The 26916-nt window shown below is 58.9% G+C and carries 29 protein-coding genes; 12 read left to right on the top strand and 17 right to left on the bottom strand.

What is annotated here, in order from left to right; all coding sequences use genetic code 11:
- Positions 1-9 precede the first annotated feature (9 nt).
- The 5 genes from EGY12_RS06970 to rfaD are packed head-to-tail and all read right to left on the bottom strand — an operon-like array spanning position 10 to position 4937.
- Positions 10-1032: a glycosyltransferase family 8 protein gene (locus EGY12_RS06970; protein ID WP_123892978.1), complete on the bottom strand. Its 1023-nt coding sequence runs from the start codon at positions 1030-1032 to the stop codon at positions 10-12.
- A complete protein-coding gene (locus tag EGY12_RS06965) occupies positions 1022-1942 on the bottom strand; it encodes a glycosyltransferase family 2 protein (protein ID WP_253722946.1) in 921 nt (306 codons plus the stop codon). The genes EGY12_RS06970 and EGY12_RS06965 overlap by 11 nt, the downstream gene beginning before the upstream one ends.
- 28 nt (positions 1943-1970) lie before the next feature.
- Positions 1971-2936 carry a lipopolysaccharide heptosyltransferase RfaC gene (rfaC, locus tag EGY12_RS06960; RefSeq protein WP_123892977.1) on the bottom strand — a complete coding sequence of 322 codons (966 nt, stop codon included), beginning with the start codon at positions 2934-2936 and terminating at the stop codon, positions 1971-1973.
- A 2-nt stretch (positions 2937-2938) separates the two neighbouring features.
- On the bottom strand, positions 2939-3985 hold the full coding sequence (rfaF, locus tag EGY12_RS06955) for an ADP-heptose--LPS heptosyltransferase RfaF (RefSeq protein WP_123892976.1): 1047 nt from the start codon (positions 3983-3985) through the stop codon (positions 2939-2941).
- Positions 3986-4007: 22 nt separating this feature from the next.
- Positions 4008-4937: an ADP-glyceromanno-heptose 6-epimerase gene (gene rfaD, locus EGY12_RS06950; protein ID WP_074053592.1), complete on the bottom strand. Its 930-nt coding sequence runs from the start codon at positions 4935-4937 to the stop codon at positions 4008-4010.
- Positions 4938-5177: 240 nt separating this feature from the next.
- On the opposite strand from rfaD, the gene kbl reads away from it, so the two are divergent.
- Both kbl and tdh read left to right on the top strand, forming a co-directional pair.
- Positions 5178-6374 carry a glycine C-acetyltransferase gene (gene kbl / locus EGY12_RS06945; RefSeq protein WP_004931154.1) on the top strand — a complete coding sequence of 399 codons (1197 nt, stop codon included), beginning with the start codon at positions 5178-5180 and terminating at the stop codon, positions 6372-6374.
- Between the two features lie 9 nt (positions 6375-6383).
- Positions 6384-7409 (top strand): L-threonine 3-dehydrogenase, encoded by a 1026-nt coding sequence (gene tdh / locus EGY12_RS06940; protein WP_123892975.1) that lies wholly within the window; start codon positions 6384-6386, stop codon positions 7407-7409.
- Between the two features lie 41 nt (positions 7410-7450).
- On the opposite strand, the gene EGY12_RS06935 is transcribed toward tdh, so the two are convergent.
- The 3 genes from EGY12_RS06935 to gpmM are packed head-to-tail and all read right to left on the bottom strand — an operon-like array spanning position 7451 to position 11295.
- The gene (locus EGY12_RS06935; RefSeq protein WP_123892974.1) at positions 7451-8404 is read right to left on the bottom strand and encodes a divergent polysaccharide deacetylase family protein; all 954 of its coding nucleotides are present in this window, start codon (positions 8402-8404) and stop codon (positions 7451-7453) included.
- A gap of 2 nt (positions 8405-8406) precedes the next feature.
- Positions 8407-9741 (bottom strand): murein hydrolase activator EnvC, encoded by a 1335-nt coding sequence (gene envC, locus EGY12_RS06930; protein WP_123892973.1) that lies wholly within the window; start codon positions 9739-9741, stop codon positions 8407-8409.
- Positions 9742-9750: 9 nt separating this feature from the next.
- Entirely contained in the window at positions 9751-11295 is a 1545-nt protein-coding gene (gene gpmM / locus EGY12_RS06925; RefSeq protein ID WP_123892972.1) for a 2,3-bisphosphoglycerate-independent phosphoglycerate mutase, read from the bottom strand.
- Between the two features lie 297 nt (positions 11296-11592).
- On the opposite strand from gpmM, the gene EGY12_RS06920 reads away from it, so the two are divergent.
- From EGY12_RS06920 to cysE, 5 genes are all read left to right on the top strand, one after another.
- On the top strand, positions 11593-12027 hold the full coding sequence (locus EGY12_RS06920) for a rhodanese-like domain-containing protein (RefSeq protein WP_038872623.1): 435 nt from the start codon (positions 11593-11595) through the stop codon (positions 12025-12027).
- Between the two features lie 28 nt (positions 12028-12055).
- Positions 12056-12304, top strand: a complete 249-nt coding sequence (gene grxC, locus EGY12_RS06915) for a glutaredoxin 3 (protein ID WP_004931142.1) — start codon at positions 12056-12058, stop codon at positions 12302-12304.
- 57 nt (positions 12305-12361) lie between these two features.
- Positions 12362-12832 (top strand): protein-export chaperone SecB, encoded by a 471-nt coding sequence (secB, locus tag EGY12_RS06910; protein ID WP_123892971.1) that lies wholly within the window; start codon positions 12362-12364, stop codon positions 12830-12832.
- Positions 12832-13851, top strand: a complete 1020-nt coding sequence (gpsA, locus tag EGY12_RS06905; protein ID WP_123892970.1) for an NAD(P)H-dependent glycerol-3-phosphate dehydrogenase — start codon at positions 12832-12834, stop codon at positions 13849-13851. The genes secB and gpsA overlap by 1 nt, the downstream gene beginning before the upstream one ends.
- A gap of 103 nt (positions 13852-13954) precedes the next feature.
- Positions 13955-14776 (top strand): serine O-acetyltransferase, encoded by an 822-nt coding sequence (gene cysE / locus EGY12_RS06900; RefSeq protein ID WP_004931135.1) that lies wholly within the window; start codon positions 13955-13957, stop codon positions 14774-14776.
- A 61-nt stretch (positions 14777-14837) separates the two neighbouring features.
- On the opposite strand, the gene EGY12_RS06895 is transcribed toward cysE, so the two are convergent.
- From EGY12_RS06895 to cpxR, 5 genes are all read right to left on the bottom strand, one after another.
- Complete coding sequence (locus EGY12_RS06895; protein WP_123892969.1) at positions 14838-15509, bottom strand: DUF3313 domain-containing protein; 672 nt, start codon at positions 15507-15509, stop codon at positions 14838-14840.
- Between the two features lie 104 nt (positions 15510-15613).
- Positions 15614-16387, bottom strand: coding sequence for a CHAD domain-containing protein (locus tag EGY12_RS06890; RefSeq protein WP_123892968.1), 774 nt, complete (start codon positions 16385-16387; stop codon positions 15614-15616).
- 61 nt (positions 16388-16448) lie between these two features.
- Positions 16449-16922: a tRNA (uridine(34)/cytosine(34)/5-carboxymethylaminomethyluridine(34)-2'-O)-methyltransferase TrmL gene (gene trmL / locus EGY12_RS06885; RefSeq protein WP_123892967.1), complete on the bottom strand. Its 474-nt coding sequence runs from the start codon at positions 16920-16922 to the stop codon at positions 16449-16451.
- 43 nt (positions 16923-16965) lie between these two features.
- Positions 16966-18360: an envelope stress sensor histidine kinase CpxA gene (cpxA, locus tag EGY12_RS06880; protein WP_123892966.1), complete on the bottom strand. Its 1395-nt coding sequence runs from the start codon at positions 18358-18360 to the stop codon at positions 16966-16968.
- Positions 18357-19055 carry an envelope stress response regulator transcription factor CpxR gene (cpxR, locus tag EGY12_RS06875; protein WP_004931124.1) on the bottom strand — a complete coding sequence of 233 codons (699 nt, stop codon included), beginning with the start codon at positions 19053-19055 and terminating at the stop codon, positions 18357-18359. The genes cpxA and cpxR overlap by 4 nt, the downstream gene beginning before the upstream one ends.
- A gap of 148 nt (positions 19056-19203) precedes the next feature.
- Between cpxR and cpxP the strand changes: the two genes are divergently transcribed.
- The 4 genes from cpxP to EGY12_RS06855 all read left to right on the top strand — a co-directional run bounded on the left by cpxP (position 19204) and on the right by EGY12_RS06855 (position 23088).
- Positions 19204-19683, top strand: coding sequence for a cell-envelope stress modulator CpxP (cpxP, locus tag EGY12_RS06870; RefSeq protein ID WP_004931122.1), 480 nt, complete (start codon positions 19204-19206; stop codon positions 19681-19683).
- A gap of 132 nt (positions 19684-19815) precedes the next feature.
- Entirely contained in the window at positions 19816-20718 is a 903-nt protein-coding gene (fieF, locus tag EGY12_RS06865; protein ID WP_123892965.1) for a CDF family cation-efflux transporter FieF, read from the top strand.
- Between the two features lie 231 nt (positions 20719-20949).
- Complete coding sequence (pfkA, locus tag EGY12_RS06860; RefSeq protein WP_004931116.1) at positions 20950-21912, top strand: 6-phosphofructokinase; 963 nt, start codon at positions 20950-20952, stop codon at positions 21910-21912.
- Between the two features lie 186 nt (positions 21913-22098).
- The gene (locus tag EGY12_RS06855; RefSeq protein ID WP_123892964.1) at positions 22099-23088 is read left to right on the top strand and encodes a sulfate ABC transporter substrate-binding protein; all 990 of its coding nucleotides are present in this window, start codon (positions 22099-22101) and stop codon (positions 23086-23088) included.
- A 65-nt stretch (positions 23089-23153) separates the two neighbouring features.
- Here the strand turns inward: EGY12_RS06855 and tpiA are convergent, their stop codons facing one another.
- Together tpiA and EGY12_RS06845 are read right to left on the bottom strand one after the other, a co-directional pair.
- Positions 23154-23921, bottom strand: a complete 768-nt coding sequence (gene tpiA, locus EGY12_RS06850) for a triose-phosphate isomerase (RefSeq protein WP_004931113.1) — start codon at positions 23919-23921, stop codon at positions 23154-23156.
- Positions 23922-24048: 127 nt separating this feature from the next.
- Positions 24049-24633: a DUF1454 family protein gene (locus EGY12_RS06845; RefSeq protein WP_123895565.1), complete on the bottom strand. Its 585-nt coding sequence runs from the start codon at positions 24631-24633 to the stop codon at positions 24049-24051.
- Between the two features lie 199 nt (positions 24634-24832).
- Here EGY12_RS06845 and EGY12_RS06840 point away from each other — a divergent pair, with 199 nt between their 5' ends.
- Complete coding sequence (locus EGY12_RS06840) at positions 24833-25252, top strand: DUF805 domain-containing protein (RefSeq protein WP_016929710.1); 420 nt, start codon at positions 24833-24835, stop codon at positions 25250-25252.
- A gap of 11 nt (positions 25253-25263) precedes the next feature.
- Here EGY12_RS06840 and fpr read toward each other — a convergent pair whose 3' ends face one another.
- Positions 25264-26010, bottom strand: coding sequence for a ferredoxin--NADP(+) reductase (gene fpr / locus EGY12_RS06835; protein WP_123892963.1), 747 nt, complete (start codon positions 26008-26010; stop codon positions 25264-25266).
- Between the two features lie 3 nt (positions 26011-26013).
- Entirely contained in the window at positions 26014-26625 is a 612-nt protein-coding gene (locus tag EGY12_RS06830; protein ID WP_123892962.1) for a metalloregulator ArsR/SmtB family transcription factor, read from the bottom strand.
- Positions 26626-26916: the final 291 nt, after the last annotated feature.

Here is a 26916-nt window from a genome sequence, read left to right as displayed (position 1 = left end):
GTTGTTTCCTCACTTACTGTAACGAAGTTTATAATAGGCTAGATACCAACGCAGGAATGATAAGTATTTTTTCTCTCTAAGCATAAGTTTATACATTTTCTTTGCTTGAGCGTCATTCTTTGGTATGTCAAAAACGTGGGAAGCCCACATCGAATTAGCATATATTCGGGTGTAGAAAACGGTGCCAGCTTGTTTATTCCATTGTTGCCACGGCTTATCTGCACCGGCATAGTGCAGAAAGACAGTGTCAGCGGGGGGCATAAGCTGATAATCGCGTTCCGTATGTCCAAGCATAAATATCGAGTTATATTTTTTCTCAACAAACTTGACGTGTCCCGCCAAAACAATATTCAGTGCGTCCTGATCCATGTATTTGAAGGTATGGCCACGCGACTCGAGTACGGACAAAACCTGAGCGCTGATCTTTTCCTGGAGCCAACGCTGAACGTTAATGAGCAGCATGCCCGAGTTGAAATAGTTCGTTCCTGGCGGAAGGCCAATATTGGCCGCTAAGGCGGGCGCCTGTTTTTCCCCTTCACTGACGACATGAGCGATCTCTTCGCTGGATGTCCTGCTGTTATAAAAGTCAGTAAAGGCGTTCAAGCAAACCATATCTGCATCCAAATACAGGACGGTGGCTTTATCTTGGAGTAAATAAGGGGCCAACAGGCGGTAGTAAATCGCTTTGCTGAATAATTCGGTCGAAGGTAAACGGGAGAAAAATTGCTCGGGCAGCTGGTGTACATGAATGCTGTGTGCTGTACCCGTGACAAGCGCGCGTAAGGTGTCTGCGATGCCAACCGTCTCTTCTGAGGTAATCAGATGGCAATGAAGTTGCCCTTTATCAATCTGTCCAATGAGCGATTGAATGGTGATACAGGCATGGCGGAGAAAATTGCCGTCCACGCCAAACGCGACGTGGTACTGTTCTTGCGCATTCTGATGCAAGTTGCCTGCATACAGCGTTTCTTTTATCATTCCATCAGCGTTTTGCAACGACTGAAACAGGTCATCGATAGCATTACTTTCCATTGCGGACCTTCAGGTATTTCTTCTTGAAACTCAGACGAATGGCGGGATCCAGCAAGAAAGAAAGCGAGTTTATGCTTTTGATCTTGCTTATGATTTTTCTTCTACTCTCTGAATTCTCCATCGACTGGCCATAGCGATGGAAGATATTGATCCAGTGGCACATGAGTAAATTGGCGTATTGTTTGCCAAACACGCGTTCCGTCTCTTCCATCGCCTCGATCAGCAGATCTATCTTTTGGTTGTCGATCTGATTTGACAGACTATTGCCTCGTTTGAAGTAGAGGTAGGGGCTGTGGCGAGAGAAAACGGTGTTCTGGCTGAGCGTCAATATCGTTGGGAAGAGGAAAGCGTCTTCATAGCAACGGAAGGCCGGGAAAGGATGCGCTGACAGAAGCTCGCGTTTAACGAACTGACCGATGAAATGCGCTTGTATGTCCTTGTGGATGAGGTATTTCTTTATTGCCTGGTGGCCTGACCACGATTGGGGGCGCAGTCCGTCCCAAGAGACGTTCAGATCGCTATCGTCATGGACTTCATTAAGCTTTGTCAGCAGCACATCAGGTCGCGATGCGGCCAGGAAGGGCACGATATCGCGCAACGCACCCGGCAATAGCCAATCGTCCCCGTCGAGCATCGTGATATAGTCGCCGGAACACTGTTGAACGCCATAATTCCTGACTTTGCCGATATTGCGAAAATCGACCTGGAATAGGTGAGCATGCGCCCGGTGCTCGGCAAACTGCTGCAATATGTCCGCCGTGCGATCGGTAGAAGCATCGCTAATCAGAATGATTTCATACCCTTCTTTCAGATCGGCAAGTGAATCCACCAAACTGGCCAGCGTTTTGTCCAGGTAGGCTTCGCAATTATGCGCGGTGAGGACAATACTGAGTAATTTCTGGTCCGCCATTATCAATATCCAGCTTAAGAAAACGAGTCTATTGCCTTTGTTCCAGCAAGGCATAAACCTGTTGTGCACCGATATCCGCCATGTCATTGCTGTTCGATGGGCGACACGCATGCTGATTTTGCCCGTAGCCGCCGATCAGGCCAGGATCGGTTGGCCCGAACAACGTGATATTGGGTTTGTCGAGCGCGGCGGTCAAATGGCTGAGCCCGGTATCGACCGAGACTACGCCTCTGGCGCCGGCCAGTACTTCAGCCACCTGCTGCAGGCTAAGTTTCGGCAACACCTCGACATGTGGAAAACCTTCCGCCAAGCGCAGCGCGCGCTGATGCTCATGCTCCGCGCCCCACGGCAGTTTGATCTTCAGCCCGCTGTCGGCCGTCAGCGCTATCAGCTCGCGCCAGTTCTGCTCCGGCCAGTGTTTGTCGTCACGGGTGGTGGCGTGCAAAAACACCAGATATTGGCCGGCATCGGCCGGCGGGTGGCTGAGAAAGCGCGCGGCGATGGCGTAATCGCCGTAGCTGCTCGGTTTATCGTAACCGAGGCTTTTGGCGAACAGTTCACGCGTGCGTTCCACCGCGTGCTGCTGTTTGTCTATCTCATGGCGTACATTGTAGAACCAGCTGGCGAACGGTTCGCGCGCGCTCTTGCAGTCCGGCCCATGCTTGTTGCCTTTGGCGATGCGCGTGATCAGCGCAGCGCTTTTGATCAGGCCCTGCGCGTCGATCACCACGTCGTAACGGCGTTCTTGCAGCGTGCGCTTGAAGTCGCAGCGCTGTTGCCGGGTGTCGTTGCCGAACCAGTTTTTGCGCCAGCGGCGAATGGCCACCGGGATCACGCGATCCACCGCCGGGTGCCAGGTGGGGATTTGGCTGAAGCCTTCTTCCACCACCCAGTCGAAGCGAATATCGGGAATGGCCTGCAGCGCGTCGGTCAGGGCGGGCAGCGTATGCAGCACGTCCCCCATCGAGGAGGTTTTTACAATTAACACCTGCATGACTATTCCTCGCTGGCGACAAGTAACGGCGTCAGCGCGTCCAACACTTGCTGCGGCTGAATATCGATCAAACTTTGGTGATACCCCTGCTCGGCATCGCCCTTACGCACTTTGTGATAGCCACTGATCAAGCGAATCACCCGCGCCTTGTCGGAGAGCGGCGGCGTGAAGTCGGGGCTGCTTGGGCCGTACAAGGCTATCAGCGGTTTGTTCAACGCTGCGGCAACGTGCATTAAACCGGAGTCGTTGCTGACCACTGCCCGGCAGGATGCGATCAGGATCACAGCCTGCTCCAACTGGGTTTTTCCGGCCAGGTTAAGGCAGAAATCGCGCGCGTCTTCCTGCAACGCAGCGCGGATCTGTTCGCCGGCCTCGTGATCTTTCGCCGAACCGAACAGCGCTATTTGATAGCCGCTCTCGATGAGCTTCTGAGCCAGCGTCGCGTAGTGATAGTGTGGCCAGCGTTTGGCGGGGCCAAACTCCGCGCCCGGGCAGAAGCCGACGATCGGTCGGCTGTCGGTCAGGTTGAAAGCTGCGGCGGTTTCGGCGATCTCTGCGTCGTTTACCTGCAGCCGCGGCCAAAGCAGCGGCTGCGGCAGATCGTCGGCGCGCTGAATGCGGCCTTTATCATAGGCCAGCGCCACATAGCGCTGCACCATCAGCGGGAAGGCCGCCTTGTCAAGCACGCGGAGGTCGTTCAGCAGGCCGTAACGCATTTCGCCCCGCCAGCCGGTACGCTGCGGGATATCGGCGAAGAAAGGCACCAGCGCGGATTTGAACGAGTTGGGTAGAACGTAAGCGCGATCGTAACGGTTGGCGCGCAGGGCACGCCCTAAGCGGCGACGCTCGCCGAGCCCCAGCGCGCCGTGGCCCAACGGCATCGCCAGCGCCTGATTGACTTCCGGCATGCGCGCCAGCAGCGGGCGGCACCAGGCCGGCGCCATCACATCGATCTCCGCCGATGGATATTCGGCCTTCAGGGTGCGATAGAGACTTTGCGACATCATCATGTCGCCAACCCAAGAAGGGCCGATAACCAGTATTTTCATACCCAGCGTTAATTCCTTCAGCTTATGCGGTGCGGTTCAACCAGGCCATGTACTCTTTCACGCCTTCGGCGACCGTTTTGAACGGTGCGTCGTAGCCGGCGGCGCGCAGCTTGGTCAGATCGGCCTGGGTGTACGCCTGATAGCGGCCCTTCAGCTTCTCCGGGAACTCGATGTATTCCACCGCGCCCTTCTGGTGGAAGTCCACCACCGCGTCGGCCACCGCCTGGAAGGTTTCCGCCCGGCCGGTGCCGCAGTTAAAGATGCCGGATTTGCCGGTCTCCCAGAACCACAGGTTAACCGCAGCTACATCGCCGACGTAGATGAAGTCACGCTTGAAATTTTCGCTGCCGGCGAACAGTTTCGGGTTTTCGCCGCGGTTGATCTGGGTATTCAGGTGGAAGGCGACGCTGGCCATGCTGCCTTTGTGGCCTTCGCGCGGGCCGTAAACGTTGAAGTAGCGGAAGCCGCAGATCTGCGAGTCCGCTTCCGGCAGGATCTCACGCACGTACTGATCGAACAGGAATTTGGAGTAGCCGTACACGTTGAGCGGCGCTTCATACTGGCGCTCCTCGATGAACTCTTCGCGGCCGCCGTAAGTGGCGGCGGAGGAGGCGTACAGGAACGGAATTTCGCGATCCAGGCAGTAGTGCAGCAGGTCTTTGGAGTACTGATAGTTATTGTCCATCATGTACTTGCCGTCCCACTCGGTGGTCGCTGAGCAGGCGCCTTCGTGGAAGACCGCTTCGATATCGCCCAGATCGTCGCCGGCCACGATGCTGGCGATAAAGTCTTCTTTATCGATATAGTCGGCGATGTCCAGATCGACCAGGTTGACGAACTTGGTGCCGTCTTTCAGGTTATCCACCACCAGGATATCGCGATATCCCTTGTCGTTCAGTGCCTTAATGATGTTGCTGCCGATCATGCCGGCGCCGCCTGTGACGATAATCATTGGGTTACCCCTGCTAAGCTGCCTGGTGGGGCACAATGCCCCACGCTCAATGGCGGTTATCATAGCATTTCATGCCGCGTCAAACAGCGGAAGGGCTCCGAATATCCCGCATTGCCATTGAAGTCCGCTTTTTGCCGTGATATCTGCTGCAATTTTAATATTCTCTCCCGCGCATTCTCGTCAGTTTGGTTACAAATCAGTAAAATATGCCGCAAATAGCCCAATCCTGGAGATAACCGAATGTCAGCGTCTTTTTATCAGCAGTTGGAACAACAGCTTGCCGCCACTCGCAGTGAAGGGCTGTTCAAGGAAGAACGCATCATCACCTCCGCGCAACAGGCGGATATCGCCGTCGCCGACGGCAGCCATGTGATCAACTTTTGCGCCAATAACTACCTGGGGCTGGCCAACCATCCGGCGCTGATCGCCGCCGCCAAGTCGGGAATGGACAGCCACGGTTTCGGCATGGCGTCGGTGCGCTTCATCTGCGGCACCCAGGACAGCCACAAGCAGTTGGAACAGAAGCTGGCGGCCTTTTTGGGCATGGAAGACGCGATCCTCTACTCCTCCTGCTTCGACGCCAACGGCGGGTTGTTCGAAACCCTGCTGGGCCCGGAAGACGCCATTATCTCCGATGCGCTGAACCACGCGTCGATCATCGACGGCGTGCGCCTGTGCAAGGCCAAGCGTTATCGCTACGCCAATAACGACATGACCGAGCTGGCCGCGCAGCTGAAGCAGGCCAAAGCCGACGGCGCGCGCCACATTTTGATCGCCACCGACGGCGTATTCTCGATGGACGGCGTGATCGCCAACCTGAAAGGGGTTTGCGATCTGGCGGACGAATACCAGGCGCTGGTGATGGTGGATGACTCCCATGCGGTGGGCTTTGTCGGCGCCAACGGGCGCGGCACCCATGAGTACTGCGAAGTGATGGGCCGCGTCGATATCATTACCGGTACGTTAGGCAAAGCGCTGGGCGGCGCTTCCGGCGGCTACACCGCCGCCAAGAAAGAAGTGGTGGAGTGGCTGCGTCAGCGTTCGCGCCCGTACCTGTTCTCCAACTCGCTGGCGCCGGCGATCGTCGCCGCGTCGATCAAAGTGCTGGAACTGTTGGAAGAGGGCGATGCGCTGCGCGATCGCCTGTGGGCCAACGCGCGTCTGTTCCGCGAAAAAATGACCGCTGCCGGCTTCACGTTGGCCGGCGCCGATCACGCCATCATTCCGGTGATGCTGGGTGAGGCGAAGTTGGCGCAGGAATTCGCCAATGCGTTGCTCAAGGAAGGTATCTATGTGACCGGTTTCTTCTATCCGGTGGTGCCGAAAGGCCAGGCGCGCATCCGTACCCAGATGTCCGCCGACCACACCCCGGAGCAAATCGAACGCGCAGTGGCGGCGTTTACACGTATCGGTAAGGATCTTGGCGTTATTGCATAAGGTAAAACCATGAAAGCACTGTCAAAACTGAAAGCGGAAGAAGGGATTTGGATGACCGACGTGCCTCAGCCGGAGCTGGGCCACAACGACATCATGATCAAAATCCGCAAAACCGCGATCTGCGGCACCGATGTGCATATCTACAACTGGGACGAGTGGTCGCAAAAAACCATTCCGGTTCCGATGGTGGTCGGCCATGAATACGTGGGCGAAGTGGTGGCGATCGGTCAGGAAGTCAAAGGCTTCAACATCGGCGATCGCGTGTCCGGCGAAGGCCACATCACCTGCGGCCACTGCCGCAACTGCCGCGGCGGCCGCACGCACCTGTGCCGCAATACCATCGGCGTGGGCGTGAACCGCCCGGGCAGCTTCGCGGAATACCTGGTGATCCCGGCATTCAACGCCTTCAAGATCCCGGATAATATCTCCGATGAACTGGCTTCGATCTTCGATCCGTTCGGTAATGCGGTGCACACCGCGCTGTCGTTCGATCTGGTCGGCGAAGACGTGCTGGTGTCCGGCGCCGGCCCGATCGGCATCATGGCGGCGGCGGTGTGCAAGCACGTCGGTGCCCGCCATGTGGTGATCACCGACGTTAACGAATACCGTCTGGAGCTGGCGCGCAAGATGGGGGTGACCCGCGCGGTGAACGTCAGCAAGGAAAACCTCAACGACGTGATGGCCGAGCTGGGCATGACCGAAGGGTTCGACGTCGGTCTGGAAATGTCCGGCGCGCCGCCGGCGTTCCGCACGCTGCTGAACGCCATGAACCACGGCGGGCGCATCGCCATGCTGGGCATTCCGCCTTCGGATATGTCGATCGACTGGAACCAGGTCATCTTCAAGGGGCTGTTTATCAAAGGGATTTACGGCCGCGAAATGTTCGAAACCTGGTACAAGATGGCGGCGCTGATCCAGTCTGGTCTGGATTTGACGCCGATCATCACCCACCGCTTCTCGATCGATGAGTTCCAGCAGGGCTTCGACGCCATGCGCTCCGGCAAGTCGGGTAAAGTGGTGCTGAGCTGGGATTGATCTCGGCAGACGTGAAGAGGGCCGGAGTTCCGGCCCTTTTTTTATGCTTGCGGTTTGGCTTGCGTCCAGTGCTGCCAGTGGCGTTTGATGAAGGTCACCGGCGGCGAGGTGGCGATGCCGTCGGCGATGACGCCCAGCGCGGTGCCGGCGTTGATTTTTTCCTTCGGCGGCTTGACCTTGCACTGCTTGATGCCGCCGCTGAACGGGTTCTTCGGCTGCGGTTTTTGCGGTTTGACCGGCGGTGGGACGTAGCTGCCGCCGCCGTTGCCCTGCGGTTCGTTCAGCAGCGCGCTCGGTTTGACCAGCACGATATCGGCGGGCAGCGACGGCAGCATTTGCTGCAGCACTTTTACCGTCGCCGGGCGCGGGTGGCCGATGGCGATGGCGGAGCCGTTGCGCCGCGCCAATTCGACCGCGCGGTTAAACTGGCGGCGGATGTCGGCTTCGCTCGCGGTATCGTCGAGGAACACCTTGCGTTTGATCACCTTCACGCCAGTGCCGGCCGCGGCGCGGGTCGCCTGGCTGCTGCCGATGGTCATGCTGTCGAGGAAGTACAGGCGGTAGCTTTCGAGCGCCTGCATCACTTTCTGCATGCCCGGCAGGCTGGAGGTCATGGCGCTGCCCATGTGGTTGTTCATGCCGACCGCGTAGGGTACGTTGTTCACCGCGTTGCGGATGATGCGCTGAATCTCTTCGCTGCTCATGGAAGGCTGCAGGGTATCGCGCTCCAGCGGTTGCTTGCTGAGCGGTGCCATCGGCATGTGGATCAGGACCTCGCGGCCCTGGCTGTGGGCGCGGGTGGCCATCAGGCGGGCATGCGGCGCGTTGGGCAACACCGCGACCGAGATCGCCGTTGGCATTTGCAGCACCGCGTTTTCTTCGTGAGGGCGGTAGCCCACGTCATCGATGACGATGGAGAGTTTTCCTGCCTGCGCAGCGTAAACCTGCAGCAGACAGCCTATTAACAGAGCTGTTCGGGTTTTGACATAGCGCAAATCTATCTTCCCAACCACGGCAGTGGGTTAACCGCCTGTCCCTGACGACGGATTTCGAAATAGAGCGACGGCGTTCCCTGGCCGCCGCTGGTGCCGACCAGAGCGATCGGCTGACCGGCGCGCACCTGCGCCCCGACGTTGACCAACGCGCTTTGGTTGTAGCCGTACACGCTCATGTCGCCTTTACCGTGTTCGACCACCACCATCAGGCCATAGCCTTGCAGCCAGTCGGCCAGCAGCACGCGGCCATCGGCGACGGCTTTCACTTCGCTGCCTTCGCGGGCTTCGATCACCATGCCTTTCCAGCGTAGCTCGCCCTGCTGCTGTTCGCCAAAGCCGTGCAGCGTGCGGCCGCGCACCGGCCACATCAGCTGGCCGGCCGGACGACCAAGGCCGCCGGTTCGCGCCATCAGCGAGCGATCGGCTTCGCTAGGTTTGTAGGTCGTGCCGGTTTTCTTCGCCTGCTGCTCCTTGATGCGCACCTGTTCGCGCACCTTGGCCGCTTCACGCGCTTCGCGTTCGGCGCGCGCACGGGCTTCGCGCTCCGCCCGAGCGATCTTGTCGCGCATGCGGGCTTCGTTCTGGCGCAGTTCCACCAGGCGTTGTTGGTCTTTTTCCAGCGAGGCTTCCAGCGCGGTCAGCGTTTTCTTACGGGCGCCGCGCGCCTGCTCCAGCTTCTGCTGCTGCGTCTGTTGCTCGCCCAGTAAGGATTTTTGCTGGCCCTGTTTGGCCACCAGCGTGGTTTTTTGCTTCGCCAGCTCGGCGCGGGTCTGCTTCAGCTCTTCGATGGTTTTCTGGCGCGCTTCGTTCAGATAGCCGAAATAGGCCAGAATACGTTCGCTGCGCTGGCTTTCTTCACCGCTGAGGATCAATTGCACGGCGCTGTGCTGCCCTTGCCGGAAGGCGGCGTCGAGCTGTTTGGCGAGGAGGTTCTGTTGGGTTGATTGCTGCTTTTGCAGTTTGGCTATCGAGGCGTTCAGGCCGGAAATGTCTTTGCCCAGCTGGGTGAGCGTGCCCTGGGTGTCGCGCAACTGGCGGCTGGCCTGGGCGATGGTTTTTTCCTGCTGACGTAGCTGATCCTGCAGAGCGCTGCGTTGCTGCTGCTGCTGTTTCACCGCTTTTTCTTTCTCGGCGATGCTCTGCTGGATGTCTTTCAACTGGGATTTATTGTCTTCCGCCGCCTGGCCGGCGAGCGGCAACAGCAAGACGCCAGCGCAAAATACGCTGGCGCACATGGCGGTGAACGTCCTTGGCGCGGTGCGTTCAGGCAGCGGTCGGCTGCCTGCGTTTGCGCTTCGGGTTACCCTTGATAGTGCAAAAAACGCCTTCTCCCTCATGGAGAAGGATTATTCCACGATGAACAGCGGCTTACCAGTCATCTCTTGCGGGATTTCCATTCCCATCAGCGTTAACAGGGTTGGCGCGATGTCCGAAAGCTTGCCGCCTTCGACCGCCCGCGCCGGTTTGCCGACGTAAATCAGCGGCACCGGCAGGTTGGTATGGGCGGTATGCGCCTGGCCGGTGGCCGGATCGCGCATCTGCTCGGCGTTGCCGTGATCGGCGGTGATCAGCAGCTGGCCATCGACTTCACGCACTGCGTCAACCACCTGGGCGATGCAGGCGTCCAGCGTTTCTACCGCTTTGACCGCCGCTTCATACACGCCGGTATGCCCTACCATGTCGCCGTTCGGGTAGTTGCAGATAATGGCGTCGTATTTGCCGCTGCGGATGGCGTTCAGCAGCTTGTCGGTCAGCTCGGCGGCGCTCATCTCCGGCTGCAGATCGTAGGTGGCGACCTTCGGAGAATTGACCAGCACGCGCTCTTCGCCCTTGAACGGCGCTTCCACGCCGCCGTTATAGAAGAAGGTGACGTGGGCGTATTTTTCGGTTTCCGAGATGCGCAGCTGGGTTTTGTCGTGCTTCATCAGCCATTCGCCGAAGGTGTTGGTCAGCGACGCCGGCGGATAGGCACAGGCGGTGTCGATGTCGGCGGCATACTCGGTCAGCATCACGAAATCGCCGAACTGCACCCGTTTGGCGCGTGGGAAACCGTCGAAATCCGCGTTCACGAAAGCGCGGGTGATCTGGCGCGCGCGGTCAGCGCGGAAGTTCATGAAGATCAACGCATCGCCGTCCTGCATCGTGGCATCGGCCTCACCGGCGGCGCGAATGACGGTCGGTTTGACGAACTCGTCGTTTTCACCGCGCTGGTAGGCAGCCTGCAAACCGGCTACCGCATCGTCGGCCATGTAGTCGCCTTTGGCCGCGGTCAGCAGGTCATAGGCTAGCTGCACACGTTCCCAGCGGTTGTCGCGATCCATTGCGTAGTAGCGCCCGATCAGCGAGGCGATGCGCCCGACGCCTAGCGTGGCGAAGGCGTCGCGGCAGCGTTGCAGCGGGGCTTCGGCGCTGCGCGGCGGCGTGTCGCGTCCGTCGAGGAAGGCATGCAGATAAACGGCTTTGGCGCCGCGCTGGGCGGCAAGCTTGATCATGGCCAGGATATGCTCGTCGTGGCTGTGCACGCCGCCCGGCGACAGCAGGCCCATGATATGCACCGCCTTGCCGGCCGCCACGGCCTTATCGACGGCGGCAGTCAGCACCGGGTTGGCGAAAAATTCGCCGTCGGCGATCGCTTTGTCCAGCCGGGTCAGATCCTGGTACACGATGCGCCCGGCACCCAGGTTGACGTGGCCGACTTCGGAGTTGCCCATTTGCCCATCGGGCAGGCCGACATCCAGCCCGGAAGCGGCGATCAGCGTATGCGGCTGCTCCCGCCACAGGCGATCCATCACCGGGGTGCCGGCGTTCAGGATCGCGTTGTCCTGCCGCTCTTCACGATGGCCGTAACCGTCCAGGATCACCAGTACCATCGGTTTTTTGTTGCTCGACATTGCATTGACCTCTTATGAACTTTTTAAGCTGCGAATAGCCATGCGCCCGCCGCAGGCATGGCTATTCGCCCTCGAAAAACCGGCTGATTTTACACCGCCGGCGGCGATAAATAGCCCAAAGAGATCAAGGTTGCGGCGAATCGCGCGGGCTTTTATGCTCTGACCTCGGGAATTTCTCAGCGCAGCCCGCAGTTTCTACAATCGCGCTTGCTTATTGGCTGTATTTGCCGCACTCGGCAGGTATACTCTGGAACCTTGACTTATTTATCCCTTAACTGACGGGAGTTGTTACACCCCATGCTGCAAGAAATTATGCCATTCGTAAGCAGACACCCTATTCTGAGCCTGGCTTGGATTGCTCTGCTGGTCGCCGTGATCGTCATGACCTTCAAAAGCCGTTTCTCCAAGGTCAAAGAGATCGCCCGCGGTGAAGCTATTCGCCTGATCAACAAAGAAGAAGCCGTGGTGGTCGACACCCGCAGCCGCGACGATTTCCGCCGTGGTCACCTGGCCAACGCCATCAACCTGACCGCCAGCGAAATCAAAAACGGCAGCCTGGGCGAGCTGGAAAAACACAAAGCGCAGCCGATCATCGTCGTGTGCGCCAACGGCACCGCCTCCCGCGAGCCGGCGGAGAACCTGAGCAAGGCCGGTTTTGAAAAGGTGACTATGCTGAAAGACGGCATTTCCGGCTGGAGCGGAGAAAACCTGCCGCTGGTGCGCGGTAAGTAACCGTTTAACCTATTTGAGGTGGCAATCCATGGCTAACATTGATATCTACACCAAAGCGACCTGTCCGTTCTGCCATCGCGCCAAGGCGCTGTTGAACAGCAAGGGCGCGGCGTTTAACGAGATCGCCATCGACGGCGATAACGCCAAGCGCGAAGTGATGATCGAGCGCAGCGGGCGCACCACCGTGCCGCAGATTTTCATCGACGGCCGGCATATCGGCGGCTGCGATGATTTATATGAACTCGATGCTCGCGGCGGCCTGGATCCGCTGCTTTAAGCAGCTTGCCGGTTCAGCGAGTGTCAATAAGGACGTTTAACCAAGGGTATTACTCACATGTCAGAACAAAACAGCACCGAAATGGCTTTCCAGATCCAACGTATTTATACCAAGGACATCTCCTTCGAAGCGCCGAACGCGCCGCAGGTTTTCCAGCAGGAATGGCAGCCGGAAGTTAAACTTGATCTGGATACCGCGTCCAGCCAACTGGCTGACGAAGTGTATGAAGTGGTACTGCGCGTAACCGTGACCGCGACCCTGGGCGAAGAAACTGCGTTCCTGTGCGAAGTGCAACAGGCGGGCATTTTCTCGGTAGCAGGCATCGAAGGCACGCAGCTGGCGCATTGCCTGGGTGCATACTGCCCGAACATCCTGTTCCCGTATGCGCGCGAGTGCATCACCAGCCTGGTTTCCCGCGGCACATTCCCGCAGCTGAACCTGGCACCGGTCAACTTTGACGCGCTGTTCATGAACTATCTGCAGCAGCAGGCGGAAGGCGAAGGTGCCGCAGCACATCAGGATGCCTGATGAACACCGTCAATGCTTCAATGACTGTCATCGGTGCCGGCTCGTACGGCACCGCATTGGCCATTACGCTCGCGCGTAACGGCCACACCGTGGTGCTGTGGGGGCATAACCCCGCGCAAATTCAAACGTTGCAGCAAGATCGCTGCAATCAGGCGTTTCTGCCCGACGTTCCCTTCCCCGATACCCTGCTGCTTGAAGCCGATTTGGCGCGTGCGCTGGCGGCGAGCCGCGACGTGCTGGTGGTGGTGCCGAGCCACGTGTTCGGCGACGTGCTGCGTCAGCTGAAGCCGCATCTGCGCCCGGACGCTCGCATCGTGTGGGCCACCAAGGGGCTGGAGGCGGAAACCGGCCGGTTGCTGCAGGATGTGGCGCGTGAGGCGTTGGGCGAGGCGATCCCGCTGGCGGTGCTCTCTGGGCCGACGTTCGCCAAAGAGCTGGCCGCCGGCCTGCCGACGGCGATCGCGCTGGCGGCGACCGATGCGCAGTTCGCCGACGATCTGCAGCAACTGCTGCACTGCGGCAAGAGCTTCCGCGTCTACAGCAATCCCGACTTTATCGGCGTGCAGCTTGGCGGCGCGGTGAAGAACGTGATCGCCATCGGCGCCGGCATGTCCGACGGCATCGGTTTTGGCGCCAACGCTCGCACCGCATTGATTACACGCGGGCTGGCGGAAATGAGCCGTCTGGGTTCTGCACTGGGCGCCGATCCTTCGACGTTCATGGGCATGGCGGGGCTGGGGGATCTGGTGTTAACCTGCACGGACAACCAATCGCGCAACCGCCGCTTCGGCATTATGCTGGGGCAGGGCAAAGGCGTGCAGGAAGCGCAGGACAGCATCGGCCAGGTGGTCGAAGGCTATCGCAATACCAAAGAGGTGTTGGCGCTGGCGCAGCGGCACGGTGTGGAAATGCCGATCACCGAACAGATTTATCAGGTGCTTTACTGCCATAAAGACGCCCGCGAAGCGGCGCTGAGCCTGCTGGGGCGAGCCCGAAAGGACGAAAAACCCAGCGCGTGACATAAAACGATATGCCGGGGCAGCATGCTGACCCCGCAAATGACCTGGGCCGCTTCGCGCTACCGTGTGAAGCGGCCCGTTTGGCAAGGCAGAGGGGAATGTGATGTCGTCAGAAGAGTTGGAGCAGGTCTGGAACAGCATTAAATCAGAAGCGCGAGCACTGGCTGATTGTGAACCGATGCTGGCCAGCTTTTTCCATGCGACGTTGCTCAAGCACGAGAACCTGGGCAGCGCGCTCAGCTATATGTTGGCCAACAAGCTGGCGACGCCGATCATGCCCGCCATTGCGGTGCGCGAGGTGGTGGAAGAGGCCTACAAGTCCGACAACCAGATGATCGTTTCGGCGGCGCGCGATATTCTCGCGGTACGGCTGCGCGATCCGGCGGTCGATAAATACTCTACGCCGCTGCTTTACCTGAAAGGGTTCCATGCGTTGCAGGCTTACCGCATCGGCCACTGGCTGTGGCAGCAAGGGCGGCAAGCGCTGGCTATTTACCTGCAAAATCAAATTTCCGTCGCCTTCGGCGTGGACATCCACCCGGCGGCGACCATCGGCTGCGGCATCATGCTCGACCACGCCACCGGCATCGTGATCGGTGAAACGGCGGTGGTGGAGAACAACGTCTCTATCCTGCAGTCGGTCACCTTGGGCGGTACCGGTAAAACCAGCGGCGACCGTCACCCGAAAATTCGCGAAGGGGTGATGATTGGCGCCGGCGCCAAAATTCTCGGCAATATCGAAGTGGGCAAGGGTGCGAAGATCGGCGCGGGCTCGGTGGTCTTGCAGGCGATACCGCCGCACACCACCGCCGCCGGCGTGCCGGCGCGCATCGTCGGGCGGCCGGAGAGCGATACGCCGTCGATGGATATGGACCAATACTTCAACGGCACCAATCACGGCTTCGAATACGGCGACGGCATTTGAGCGCCGTCTGTGCCACCATTCAGGGGGAGCTTCGGCTCCCCCTGTGTTTTTCAGGCAGCGGTTAACCCTGTTTCGGGAAGTTGGTGATATCGGTGACGATGTCGTCGATCGCCGCCTTGACGTCATCCGCCGTGACCGGCGTACTGTCGTTGTTGACGGTTTTGCCGTAGGCCTTGCGCACCACTTCCATCACCGTTTTACCGGTATCCTGGTCGATCAGCTCGCCTTCGATATACAGCGCGGTATTTTGCGTCCGGTGCCCGGTAGCCGCCATGGTGCTGGCAACGACCGCGGCGACCGGCACGACTTCATAGAACTTCATGTCTTCGTTTTCGGCGGAAACGGCGGTGATGGCGAGCTTGGCCACCAGCACGCGCGAACCTGTCGGGCTTGGCAGAATAGTGAAGCGATTCTGCAGCGCAGCTTTAATCCGCTGGGTCGCATACGCCTTAATTTTGTTCAGCGTGTCCTGACTGACGCGCGCCGTGGGCTTCTCCGCCGGGAAATAGACCACCGGTTGGAAATAGATGCCGCGATAGTTGGATTCCTTGTAGTTTGGATCGACCCAACGCAGCGTTTTATGGCCGCTTGGCGAGGTAGTTTCCTGCAGTTTGCTGTAATCGGACAAGAAGCCCGAGTATTGAGACGTTTGGGTGACTTTGGACGAACAGCCCGCCAGCAACAGGCCCGCTGCCAGAACCGCCATGGCAACGCTCAAGCGTTGTTTCTTCATATGGTTTCCTAAGATGAGTGGTGATTACCCTTACAAAACATAGCGCATTATCTGCGCCGCAGCGGGCATTTTCGGGGCTGGGCGTGCCCTGCCGCCGCCTTTTTTCAGGATCGTGATGCGCCGCCGGTTTTCGCCGCCAATACCGGTAAGAGGGCGGTGAGTAAGGCGTCCGCGTTGGCCAACGCCTGGCGTTGCTCAGCCTGCCACTGGGGTAATAATGGCCAGAGATCCGCCTGATGTTCGGCCAGTAGGCACCAGACCTCCCGATCGTGCCAGTCGCCGAGGGCGTTTTGCGCCGCCTTCAGGCAAGCCGTTGCGGCGGGAGAGAAGGGGAGGTATTGCGGATAGGCTTCGGCCGCGTAGCGCAGGCGTTTTATCAGCAACCGCAGGCGATGGCGATCGTAGCCGGCATCGGCCAATGCCCGGCGCAGTTGCCGCTGTTGGCGCTGCAGGCGTCGGTTCAAGCGGTGCTTGGCGGCGCGCGGTGCGGTACGGCGGAAGCGGCGCGGCCACGCGTGCAACCGTGAGGGAAAGTCGATGAGCTGCGGATGGGCGAGCAGTTGACGGAAGCGGGCCCGCAGATCGCTCTGGCGCACGTTGGCCTGCCAATCCAGGCGATGGTGCGTCAGTTCTGCGATCAGCACCTCGAGATCGCGCAGCGGCGTTGTAAGCCTGCCCAGCTCTGCGGCGGCCCGATCGAGCCGCATTGTGCCGGGGCAGCCGCGTAACGGTCGCAGCAGGCTGCGAATACGGCGCAGACAGACGCGCAGATCGTGCAGCGCTTCGCTGTCTTGCGCCTGCTGCAGCCGCAGCAGCGCCTCATTCAGCGCCGGCTCGAGCCGGCGAAGCTGGGTGACAATATCCTCGACGAAAGCCATGTGTCGTTCCTGGAGAGAACATCGCAGCGGTGATGCTTCCAGTATGGCGTGTCGTCGCGGATCACGCCTTGATCAGCGCGCCGGCATAATCCAACTGTCGCCAGGCTTCATACACCACCACCGATACGGCATTCGACAGGTTCATGCTGCGGCTTTGTGCCTGCATCGGGATGCGGATTTTTTGCTGCGCAGGTAACGCATCGAGGATATCGGCGGGCAACCCGCGGGTTTCCGGGCCGAACAACAGGTAATCGCCGGGCTGATAGCTGACGGCGCTGTGCGCCGGCGTGCCTTTGGTGGTGAGGGCAAACAGCCGCTGTGGATTTTCGGCAGCGAGAAAGGCGGCGTAATCGGCATGACGGCTGACGCGGGTGAACTCATGATAGTCCAGCCCGGCGCGGCGCAGGCGCTTGTCATCCCACGGGAATCCGAGCGGTTCGATCAGGTGCAGGTTAAAGCCGGTATTGGCACACAGGCGAATGATATTGCCGGTGTTGGGTGGAATTTCGGGTTCAAATAAAACGATGTTCAGCATGTTGCAGGCCCCTCGTTAACGAGGGGCGCAGGATAGCAAACTCTTACTGTTCTGTCTTAGTCGACAGACGTTGATGATGCAGCGGTAGCCACAGCACCAGCCGCAGGCCGCCAAGCGGGCTGTCCTCGGCCTTCACCCAGCCGCGATGCTGATTGACCGCCGCTTCGACGATCGCCAGGCCGAGGCCGGTGCCGCCGGATTCGCGGTCGCGCGCTTCATCGGTGCGGTAGAACGGGCGGAAGATCTGCTCGCGGTCTTCGGCGCTGACGCCGGGGCCGTCGTCGTCAACCTGGATGGTCACGCCCTGATTGTCGGCGCTGAACGCCACGGCGATGCGGGTGTGCGAATAACGCAGGGCATTGCGTACGATGTTTTCCAACGCGCTGTCCAGCGCGCTCGCGTTGCCGAACAGCGTCCACGGGCCGGGCGGCGCAGTGATCTCGAGCTGTTTGCCCATCTGCTCCGCTTCGAAACCGGCGTTGTCCAGCACGTCGGCCCACAGCTCGTTGGCCTTCAGCTGCTCGCGGGCCAGCTCGCCCTTCTGCTGCCCGCGCGACAGCGCCAGCAGATCGTTGATCATCGAATCCAGCCGCTGCGCTTCGGTTTCGATGCGCGCCAGCTCGTGGCCTTCGCCGTGGCGGCGGCGCATCAGCGCGGTGGCCAGCTGCAGGCGAGTCAGCGGCGTGCGCAGCTCGTGCGAGATGTCCGAGATCAGCCGCTGCTGCGCGTTCATCATGCGCTCCAGCGCGCTGACCATCTGGTTGAAGCTGGCGCCGGTGGCCAGGAACTCCTGCGGGCCGGCCTCCAGTTCCGGATGCTGCTTCAGGTTGCCGCGCGCCACGTCATCGGCGGCGTTCTTAAGTTTGCGCGCCGGTTTCGCCAAGCTCCAGGCGAGCCACAGCAGCAGCGGGGCGCTGATCAGCATGGTGACGATCAGCAGCAGCAGCGGCCGGTCGAACATGAGGTTGATGAAATCGGATTGCGGGCTGTTGGCGGGGCGAATCAGATACAGCTGGTAGTTGTCTTCGCCGTCGCGCACTGCGAACGGCCCGACCAGCTCAACGCGGCCGTACTTTTTCTTCTTCGGATGATCCGAGTTGTCGGATTGGCCGATGAAGTTACGGACGATCTGCATTTCATTGCGCTGAGCGCCGATCACCCGGCCTTCGCTGGTGACCAGCAGCAGGCGTTGGCCCGGTGGCGCCCATTTGTCGATAGCGCGGAACAGACGGCGCCACCACATCAGATCGTTGGCCGGATCGTTTTGCAACTCGGCCTCGACGTGCTGTTCCAGCATCAACCCCTGCCGCTGCTCGCTGTCGAGCAGAGAGGTCATTTGGCGGGAGTCGAGCTTAGGCACCATCAGCACCAGCATTAGCACCAGGGCTAACGTAAACCAGAAAATGGCGAAGATGCGTGCCGTCAAACTATTGATCATGTTGCAGATACCATCAAATAACCACGCCCGCGCAGGGTTTTGAACCACGGATGCCCGTCTTTGCGATCCGGCAGCTTACGCCGCAGGTTGGAGATGTGCATATCGATGGCGCGATCGAACGGGGTCAGGCGTTTGCCCAGTACTTCCTGGCTTAGCAGTTCGCGCGACACCACTTGGCCGAGATGCTGCGCCAGCAGATAAAGCAGGGTGAACTCGGTGCCGGTCAAATCCAGCACCTGGCCGTCGAAGCTGGCCTCTTGGCGGCCGGGGTTCAGCTGCAAGCCATCGACATCCAGCGTCGGGGCGCCGCTGTCGACCTGCTGTTGCTGTTCGCTCCAGTTGGAACGGCGCAGAATGGCGCGAATGCGCGCGACCAGTTCGCGATCGTTGAAGGGTTTCGGCAGGTAATCATCGGCGCCCAGTTCCAGGCCCAGCACGCGGTCCAGTTCGCTGCCGCGCGCGGTCAGCATGATGACCGGCGTTTGGTGATGTTGGCGCAGTTCTTTCAGCGTATCGATGCCGTTTTTCTTCGGCATCATGATGTCGAGCAGCAGCAGATCGACGGAGCTGTCCAGCAGCGACAATGCCTGCTCGCCATCGTGCGCGACGACGATATTAAAACCTTCCATTTCAAGCAGTTCTTTTAACAGCGAGGTCAACTCGCGGTCGTCGTCAACTAACAGAATCTTGTTCATTATGATTTACCTCCAGACGCAAAATACGTCATCAACTGTTGCCATTCCATGACTTTACGTAGTTTTACATGCACTGACGCAGGTTTTCAGGTGTAGCGGTACACTGCTCCTCGTTGATTCGCAAAGTGAGAAAGCTTGAGGAGTTGAAATGCGTAAGGTGACCGCATTAGTTATGGCATCACTGCTGGCAATTGGTTCGACCGCTGCCTTCGCTGCCGACACTATACCGGACACAGCCCAACCTCCCGGCAACGACGCGATGACCCGAATACCCGGCCAACACCATATGTTCGACGGTGTCAGCCTCAGCGAACAGCAGCGCCAGCAAATGCGCGATTTGATGCGCCAGGCCCGGCACGATCTGCCTGGTGTCAATGTAGCTGAAATGGAAGCCATGCATAAACTGGTGACCGCAGAGAAATTTGACGAAGCCGCCGTGTATGCCCAGGCGGAAAAGATGGCCCAACAGCAGGTCAAGCGCCAGGTCGAAATGGCCCGGGTGCGCAACCAAATGTATAACCTGCTGACGCCAGAGCAAAAAAGTGTTTTAGACCAGAAACATCAGCAGCGTATGCAGCAGATGGAGCAACAAATTTCTGGTTTGCAGCAAGCTTCTGCCCAGAAGTGAAGTACGACTGAGTAGTCCCCTGTTTTTCCTTGCCATAGACACCATCCCTGTCTTCCCCGCCATGATGGCGGGGTTTTTTTTATCCGACATTTCGCTATATTGAGCGCCACACCTTTTGACCGGGATCCCTTAATGGAACAGCGCTATGCTCGCCTGGTAAAGTCCGCTGCGTTGGCCGCTACCGCGCTGGCGTCGTCGCTGCTGTTGATCAAAATCGTCGCCTGGTACCACACCGGTTCGGTCAGCCTGCTGGCGGCGCTGGTGGATTCGCTGGTCGATATCGCCGCCTCGCTGACCAACCTTTTGGTGGTGCGCTATTCACTGCAGCCAGCCGATGCCGAGCACACCTTTGGCCACGGCAAGGCGGAGTCGCTGGCGGCGCTGGCGCAAAGCATGTTTATTTCCGGCTCCGCCCTGTTTCTGTTCCTCACCGGCTTCCAGCATCTGTATGCGCCGCAAACGCTGCGCGATCCCGGTGTCGGGGTCATCGTGACGGTGATCGCGTTGATCAGCACCCTGATTCTGGTCACCTATCAACGTTGGGTGGTCAGAAAAACCCGCAGCCAGGCGGTGCGCGCAGATATGCTGCATTATCAGTCAGATGTCATGATGAATGGTGCTATTCTTATCGCTCTTGGGCTAAGCTGGTACGGCTTCCAGCGGGCGGACGCGCTGTTCGCGTTGGGCATCGGCGTTTACATCCTCTATAGCGCGCTGCGCATGGGTTACGAAGCGGTGCAATCGTTGCTGGATCGGGCGTTGCCGGATGACGAGCGCCAGGCGATTATCGAGGTGGTTTCCTCCTGGCCCGGCGTGAAAGGCGCGCACGATCTGCGCACGCGGCAGTCAGGGCCGACGCGTTTCATCCAGTTGCATCTGGAGATGGACGATGCGCTGCCGCTGAGTGAAGCGCACCGGTTGGCCGATCAGGTGGAACAGGCGTTGCGGCACCGTTTTGCGGGGGCGGACGTCATCATTCACCTGGATCCGTGCTCCGTGGTGCCGCCGGGTAGGCAGGGGCATTGGGAGCTATAATCAGATAGAGGCACAGATCGAAGTATTATCATGAATATCTGAGTTAGCTCAGCGTGCCATGCGATGTTTTTACCGTTATATTGCGTGACTTGAATCAATTCAGCTGGGTGTTTTTGATATAATATCCAGCCATAAGCCGTAAAGCTGGTTTTCTGCAGCCGGAGAGGTTTCAAGACGATCGGCGGAGACAGAATTCTTAAGAAATTGCATCTACACAGTTCAGAGGTAGTCATGATCAAGAAAATCGGTGTACTGACGAGCGGCGGTGATTCGCCGGGTATGAACGCTGCCATCCGCGGCGTTGTGCGTTCTGCGCTTTCAGAAGGTCTGGAAGTTTTTGGTATTTACGATGGCTACCTTGGCTTGTACGAAGATCGCATGGAGCAGCTGGACCGCTATAGCGTGTCCGACATGATCAACCGTGGCGGCACCTTCCTCGGCTCGGCCCGCTTCCCGGAGTTCAGGGATGAAAACGTGCGCGCCAAGGCGATTGAAAACCTGAAGAATCGTGGCATTGACGCGCTGGTGGTGATCGGCGGCGACGGTTCCTACATGGGTGCCAAACGCCTGACGGAAGAAGGCTTCCCGTGCATCGGTCTTCCGGGCACCATCGATAACGATGTTGCCGGCACCGACTACACCATCGGTTACTTCACCGCGCTGGAAACCGTGGTGGAAGCGATCGACCGCCTGCGCGATACCTCCTCGTCGCACCAGCGTATCTCCATCGTGGAAGTGATGGGCCGTTACTGCGGCGATCTGACGCTGGCGGCGGCGATTGCCGGCGGCTGCGAATTCATCGTGTTGCCTGAAATCGAATTTAACCGCGAAGACCTGGTGTGCGAAATCAAGGCCGGCATCGCCAAAGGTAAAAAACACGCCATCGTGGCGATCACCGAGCACATCTGCGACATCGATGAGCTGGCGCGCCACATTGAGCAGGAAACCAAGCGTGAAACCCGCGCCACCGTGCTGGGCCACATTCAACGCGGCGGTTCGCCGGTTGCCTATGACCGCATCCTGGCTTCGCGCATGGGCGCCTACGCCATCGAGTTGCTGCTGCAGGGCTACGGCGGCCGCTGCGTCGGTATCCAGAACGAAAAAATGGTGCACCACGACATCATCGATGCGATCGAAAACATGAAGCGTCCGTTCAAGGGTGACTGGCTGGAAACGGCGAAAAAACTGTACTGATACGCCGCTCTCCGTACGACAAAAAAGCCTCCGCTTGCGGGGGCTTTTTTATGCCTGCCGGCTATATATTCCGGAATCATCTATCCCAAAATTTTTTATTCTTTAATTGCCGGGAAAGTTTCTGGCAGGCTCTGATGCTAAATCAACCGATTGAGGTTGCGCTTAATTTTCTGGGAGAGCCTGTCGATGCGTAAATGGGGTGTAGGTCTGACATTGGTGCTGTTGGCGTCCGGCGTCATGGCGAAGGATATTCAATTGCTGAACGTGTCATACGATCCGACGCGTGAGTTCTATCAGGCTTACAACACGGCATTCAGCAAGCACTACCAGGCGGAAACCGGCGACAAGGTGACGGTGCGCCAGTCGCATGGCGGCTCCGGCAAACAGGCGACCTCGGTGATCAACGGCATCGAGGCCGACGTGGTGACGCTGGCGTTGGCCTATGACGTTGACGCCATCGCCGAACGCGGGCGCATCGAGAAAGACTGGATCAAACGCCTGCCGGACAACTCGGCACCTTACACCTCGACCATCGTCTTCCTGGTGCGTAAAGGCAACCCGAAACAAATTCACGACTGGCCTGATTTGCTCAAGCCGGGCGTGTCGGTGATCACCCCGAATCCGAAAACTTCTGGCGGTGCCCGCTGGAACTACCTGGCCGCCTGGGGATACGCGCTGCACCACAACAACAACGATAAGGCCAAGGCGCAGGAGTTCGTCAAAAACCTGTACAAGAACGTCGAAGTGTTGGATTCCGGCGCGCGCGGCTCGACCAACACCTTCGTTGAGCGCGGCATCGGCGACGTGCTGATCGCCTGGGAAAACGAAGCGCTGCTGGCGGAGAAAGAGCTGGGCAAAGACAAGTTCGAGATTATCACCCCGAGTGAATCGATCCTGGCCGAACCGACGGTGTCGGTGGTGGATAAGGTGGTCGATAAACGCGGTACCCGCGACGTGGCGACCGCCTACCTGAAGTATCTGTATTCGCCGGAAGGGCAGACCATCGCGGCACAGCACTATTACCGTCCGCGTGATGCGGCGGTGGCGGCCAAGTTTGCCGGGCAGTTCCCGCAGCTGAAGCTGTTCACCGTGGATGACACCTTCGGCGGCTGGACCGAAGCGCAGAAGGTGCACTTTGCCACCGGCGGCGTGTTCGACGAGATCAGCAAACGCTGATCCCGTTTGAGCGGCAATAAAAAACCCCGGCAAGCCGGGGTTTTTTTATGGCAAGCCTAAGGTAATCAGGCTTTTTTCGCTGCGGCAGCGGCTTTGACGATCACGGCGAAAGCGTCGGCTTTCAGCGAGGCGCCGCCAACCAGCGCACCGTCGATGTCCGGTTGAGAGAACAGCTCTGCGGCGTTCTTGTCGTTCACCGAACCGCCGTACTGGATGATGATTTCAGCGGCAACCGCGGCATCGTGTTTGGCGATGTGATCGCGGATAAATTTGTGCACGGCCTGGGCCTGTGCAGGGGTGGCGGATTTGCCGGTACCGATGGCCCAGACTGGCTCATAGGCGATCACGGTGCCTTTCATCGCCGGAGCGCCCAACGTTTTCAGTACGGCGTCGATCTGGCGCGCACACACTTCTTCGGTTTTGCCTGCAGCGTTTTCCGCTTCGGTTTCACCGATGCACAGCACTGGGATCAGGCCGGCTTCTTTCAGCACGGCGAATTTCTCGGCGATGACTTCGTCGCTTTCTTTGTGGTAGGTACGACGTTCGGAGTGGCCGATGATGATGTACTGGGCGCCGACGTCTTTCAGCATGTTGGCGGAAACTTCACCGGTGAAGGCGCCGGACAGGTTAACGTCCACGTTCTGCGCGCCCAGCGCGATGCGGCTGCCGGCCAGCGCGTGCTTGGCCTGATCCAGATACATCACCGGCGGGGCGATTGCGACGCCGCAGCCGTCAACGCTGCTCAGCTCATTGCGCAGGCCGGCGATCAGTTCGTTGACCATGTGGGTGCTGCCGTTAAGCTTCCAGTTACCCATAACTAATGGATGACGCATGTTTTTTCCTCCAACTAGAAAACGCGAGAGTCGAAATGACAACTGCCGGACCGGCAGTTTACCTGCCCAACAGTATAGAGATCATTAAGCGCGAAGGCTTTGCTTTTCGTCATTAAATGCCGCGTCGTTACGGCTCGGAAAGCGCAAGCTTAATCGGTTCAACCGCGAAGGTTACGCCTTTATCGCCGTTGTCCGAGACAACATAGCGAATAGCGCCGACCTGCTGTTGGTAAAAGCGCGATCCTTTGCCTTTTTCCAGCAGGTTGTTCACCTTGTTTTGGCTCTGTTCCACCGTCAACGCCGGTTCGAACTGGCGCATCAGCGCCGCCATGTAGTTGATGGCGATGGTGCGCGCGGCTTTTTCTTCATTGGCCTGTTGCAGCGGCAGGTGAGTGATCTGCAACGTTTTGATTTTACCGGTACCTTTCTCCAGCGCGGTGGAAGCGTACAGGTTTTCGTTGAGTTTGCTGGCGGCGCGCGTCAGCAGCGGCGAATCGTCTTCAGCGGCGGGAATGGCGCGGAATTCGCCAATCGGTAGCTTAGGGTTGTCGCGATTGTATTTCTCGCGGAATTTGACCACCGTCAGATCGAACGTTGGCGCCCCGGCCAGCAGATATGGTGCGGTCGGTTTCACTTCGGCGGCCGGTGGATCGGCCCAGGCGCTGGCGGCCACCTGCAGCAGGCAGGCGATGACGAGGGTTTTTCTCAGCATGGCGTATGGCATCAAGGACAAAGATGGCTCCGATTAAAGCGATAACCCGCGGGGCTTGTCAAAGATCCCACGCCATTATCGGTTCGCTGACGAGAAAGCTGTGCGGCGCGCCGCGTTATGCGAGGCGGAAAACTCGGCCCGGCAGCGCCTATGTTACACTGCGGCGCAGAATATGGGCAGGCTTAGAGCGCAGGAATCGATGACGTTACAACAGTGGTGTTTTTCTTTTAAGGGTCGCATCGGGCGGCGCGACTTCTGGATTTGGATGGGGCTGTGGTTGGTGCTGATGGCGGCGGCGTTTACGTTGGCCAATTATCAGTTGATCGCCATCCAATCCATCGCCTTCTTTATCGTGGCGCTGCTTTGGCCGACGGCGGCGGTGCTGGTCAAGCGCCTGCACGATCGCAACAAGGCCGGCTGGTGGGCGCTGCTGCTGATCCTGGCGTGGATGCTGGCGGCGGGGAACTGGCAGATGCTGGCGCCGATCTGGCAATGGGGCGTCGGGCGCTTCATTCCGACGCTGATTATCGTGATGATGATGATCGATCTGGGCGCCTTCGTCGGCACGCCGGGGGATAATCGGTTCGGCCCGGAAGCCGAACCGGTGAAGTTCCGCTGACCCCGGCCGGGTTACCAGTAGTGTTCGCTGGTGATGTGGCCCGGCTTACGGCGCAGATGTTTGCGCATCTCGCGGTGATCTTTCAGCGTTTGCTGGGTGTCCCGCACCATTTGCGGGTTGCCGCACAGCATCACGTGGCTGGTCTCGGCGTCGATGGTTAAACCGATCGACGCCTCCAATCGGCCGTCCTCGATCAGCGCCGGTACGCGACCGGTCAGTGAACCGGGCGCTTCTTCACGGCTGACGACGGTCTGAATACGCAGCTTGCCGTTGTAGCGCTGCTGCAGTTGCTGCATCAGCGGCAAGTAGCTCAGGTCACGCGCAAAGCGTGCGGCGTGCACCAGTACCAGGTTGTTAAAGCGCTCCAGGCCGACACCCTGCTGCAGAATCGATAAATAAGGGCCGATGGCGGTGCCGGTTGCCAGCATCCACAGCGTGTCGCAGTCCGGCACCTCGTCCAGCACAAAGAAGCCGGCGGCTTCTTTGGTCACCATCACGTCCGATCCCGGTTGCAGCTGATTGAGGCGCGGGCTCAGTTTGCCTTCCGGCACGGTGACCAGATAGAACTCCAGATTGGCATCGTCGGGGGCATTGACGTAGGAGTAGGCGCGTTGCACCCGTTCACCGTCAATCTCCAGCGCCAGCTTGGCGAATTGCCCGGCGGTGAAAGGATCGATGGGGGCATTGACCACCAGGCTGAAAAGCCCGTCGGTCCATTGTTTTACCTGCGTAACCTTGCCGTTTACCCATTCAGCCATACTCTAAAGCTCCCGTGGTCGAATCAAATAAGCACAATGTCGTGAGCCGGAAATGGCGTGTGCGGTGCGCTCTACCCGGTAGTCGTGGCCGAACAGGCGGTGAAACAGCTGCAGCTCGGAATTGCACAGGCTGCTGCAGCTCGAGCCGGCGACGCCGATCGGGCAGTGGTTTTCCACCAACAGCGCACCGTGCGGGTGATCGAGCAATTCGGCCATGTAACCGTCGTGTTGCCGCAGACGCACCAGGCGGGCTAACCGATCTTGGTGGCTGCGCTCGGCGGATAGCTCTTCGGCATAACGCAGATAAAGCTGCTCTTCGCGCGCGTTGAGCAACGGTTCCACCCCGGCGCTGCCAAACAGCTGCAGCGCGGATTCCCGCAGTCGCTCCTGATCGGCGGCGGCAAAGGCGTGCCCCCGTTCGGTCAGAGACCAGTAACGCGTCGGACGACCGACCTTGCTGCGCGCTTCTTCGTAACAAACCAACTCACGTTTTTCCAGGGATTGCAGATGTTGTCGGATGCCCATCGGCGTGATGTCCAGACGCTCCGCCAGCATTTTGGCCGAGTGCGGGCCGAGAGCCTTTAACTGCAATAAAATCAGCTCAGGTGTTTTCATGAACCAAATCCCTATGGTGTTATTTTATTTCAAGTTGATGAAAAGAATTATCGATTAAATGCTAAAGCGCAGCTACTGCAAGGGCGCAATTTTTAACTCCAAAGCGTTAGACGTACAGTTTAATTTACGAGCCTGGTCGGGTTTGCTGCCAGTGTGACCTGGATCAATATCTGCCTGAAACTCGCTAAAAAAATCAGATTTGATTAGTTTATGCCGCCATAGAGGGCTGCTCGCCGTTCTGGCTGCTGCAACGGCCATACCGGGACGCTGTGACGAGTTGAAACGTTAACG

This window comes from Serratia sp. FDAARGOS_506 (assembly GCF_003812745.1).
Taxonomy (GTDB): domain Bacteria; phylum Pseudomonadota; class Gammaproteobacteria; order Enterobacterales; family Enterobacteriaceae; genus Serratia.
The sequence above is the reverse complement of the archived record's forward strand: the minus strand, read 5'-3'. Positions and strand labels throughout refer to the sequence as shown.

Coding starts and splice junctions, on each gene's coding strand:
- EGY12_RS06970 (WP_123892978.1), bottom strand. CDS start 1,032: ATGGAAAGTAATGCTATCGATGACCTGTTTCAGTCGTTGCAAAACGCT.
- EGY12_RS06965 (WP_253722946.1), bottom strand. CDS start 1,942: ATGGCGGACCAGAAATTACTCAGTATTGTCCTCACCGCGCATAATTGC.
- rfaC (WP_123892977.1), bottom strand. CDS start 2,936: ATGCAGGTGTTAATTGTAAAAACCTCCTCGATGGGGGACGTGCTGCAT.
- rfaF (WP_123892976.1), bottom strand. CDS start 3,985: ATGAAAATACTGGTTATCGGCCCTTCTTGGGTTGGCGACATGATGATG.
- rfaD (WP_074053592.1), bottom strand. CDS start 4,937: ATGATTATCGTCACAGGCGGCGCCGGCATGATCGGCAGCAACATCATT.
- kbl (WP_004931154.1), top strand. CDS start 5,178: ATGTCAGCGTCTTTTTATCAGCAGTTGGAACAACAGCTTGCCGCCACT.
- tdh (WP_123892975.1), top strand. CDS start 6,384: ATGAAAGCACTGTCAAAACTGAAAGCGGAAGAAGGGATTTGGATGACC.
- envC (WP_123892973.1), bottom strand. CDS start 9,741: ATGAGGGAGAAGGCGTTTTTTGCACTATCAAGGGTAACCCGAAGCGCA.
- gpmM (WP_123892972.1), bottom strand. CDS start 11,295: ATGTCGAGCAACAAAAAACCGATGGTACTGGTGATCCTGGACGGTTAC.
- EGY12_RS06920 (WP_038872623.1), top strand. CDS start 11,593: ATGCTGCAAGAAATTATGCCATTCGTAAGCAGACACCCTATTCTGAGC.
- grxC (WP_004931142.1), top strand. CDS start 12,056: ATGGCTAACATTGATATCTACACCAAAGCGACCTGTCCGTTCTGCCAT.
- secB (WP_123892971.1), top strand. CDS start 12,362: ATGTCAGAACAAAACAGCACCGAAATGGCTTTCCAGATCCAACGTATT.
- gpsA (WP_123892970.1), top strand. CDS start 12,832: ATGAACACCGTCAATGCTTCAATGACTGTCATCGGTGCCGGCTCGTAC.
- cysE (WP_004931135.1), top strand. CDS start 13,955: ATGTCGTCAGAAGAGTTGGAGCAGGTCTGGAACAGCATTAAATCAGAA.
- EGY12_RS06895 (WP_123892969.1), bottom strand. CDS start 15,509: ATGAAGAAACAACGCTTGAGCGTTGCCATGGCGGTTCTGGCAGCGGGC.
- EGY12_RS06890 (WP_123892968.1), bottom strand. CDS start 16,387: ATGGCTTTCGTCGAGGATATTGTCACCCAGCTTCGCCGGCTCGAGCCG.
- trmL (WP_123892967.1), bottom strand. CDS start 16,922: ATGCTGAACATCGTTTTATTTGAACCCGAAATTCCACCCAACACCGGC.
- cpxA (WP_123892966.1), bottom strand. CDS start 18,360: ATGATCAATAGTTTGACGGCACGCATCTTCGCCATTTTCTGGTTTACG.
- cpxR (WP_004931124.1), bottom strand. CDS start 19,055: ATGAACAAGATTCTGTTAGTTGACGACGACCGCGAGTTGACCTCGCTG.
- cpxP (WP_004931122.1), top strand. CDS start 19,204: ATGCGTAAGGTGACCGCATTAGTTATGGCATCACTGCTGGCAATTGGT.
- fieF (WP_123892965.1), top strand. CDS start 19,816: ATGGAACAGCGCTATGCTCGCCTGGTAAAGTCCGCTGCGTTGGCCGCT.
- pfkA (WP_004931116.1), top strand. CDS start 20,950: ATGATCAAGAAAATCGGTGTACTGACGAGCGGCGGTGATTCGCCGGGT.
- EGY12_RS06855 (WP_123892964.1), top strand. CDS start 22,099: ATGCGTAAATGGGGTGTAGGTCTGACATTGGTGCTGTTGGCGTCCGGC.
- tpiA (WP_004931113.1), bottom strand. CDS start 23,921: ATGCGTCATCCATTAGTTATGGGTAACTGGAAGCTTAACGGCAGCACC.
- EGY12_RS06845 (WP_123895565.1), bottom strand. CDS start 24,633: ATGCTGAGAAAAACCCTCGTCATCGCCTGCCTGCTGCAGGTGGCCGCC.
- EGY12_RS06840 (WP_016929710.1), top strand. CDS start 24,833: ATGACGTTACAACAGTGGTGTTTTTCTTTTAAGGGTCGCATCGGGCGG.
- fpr (WP_123892963.1), bottom strand. CDS start 26,010: ATGGCTGAATGGGTAAACGGCAAGGTTACGCAGGTAAAACAATGGACC.
- EGY12_RS06830 (WP_123892962.1), bottom strand. CDS start 26,625: ATGAAAACACCTGAGCTGATTTTATTGCAGTTAAAGGCTCTCGGCCCG.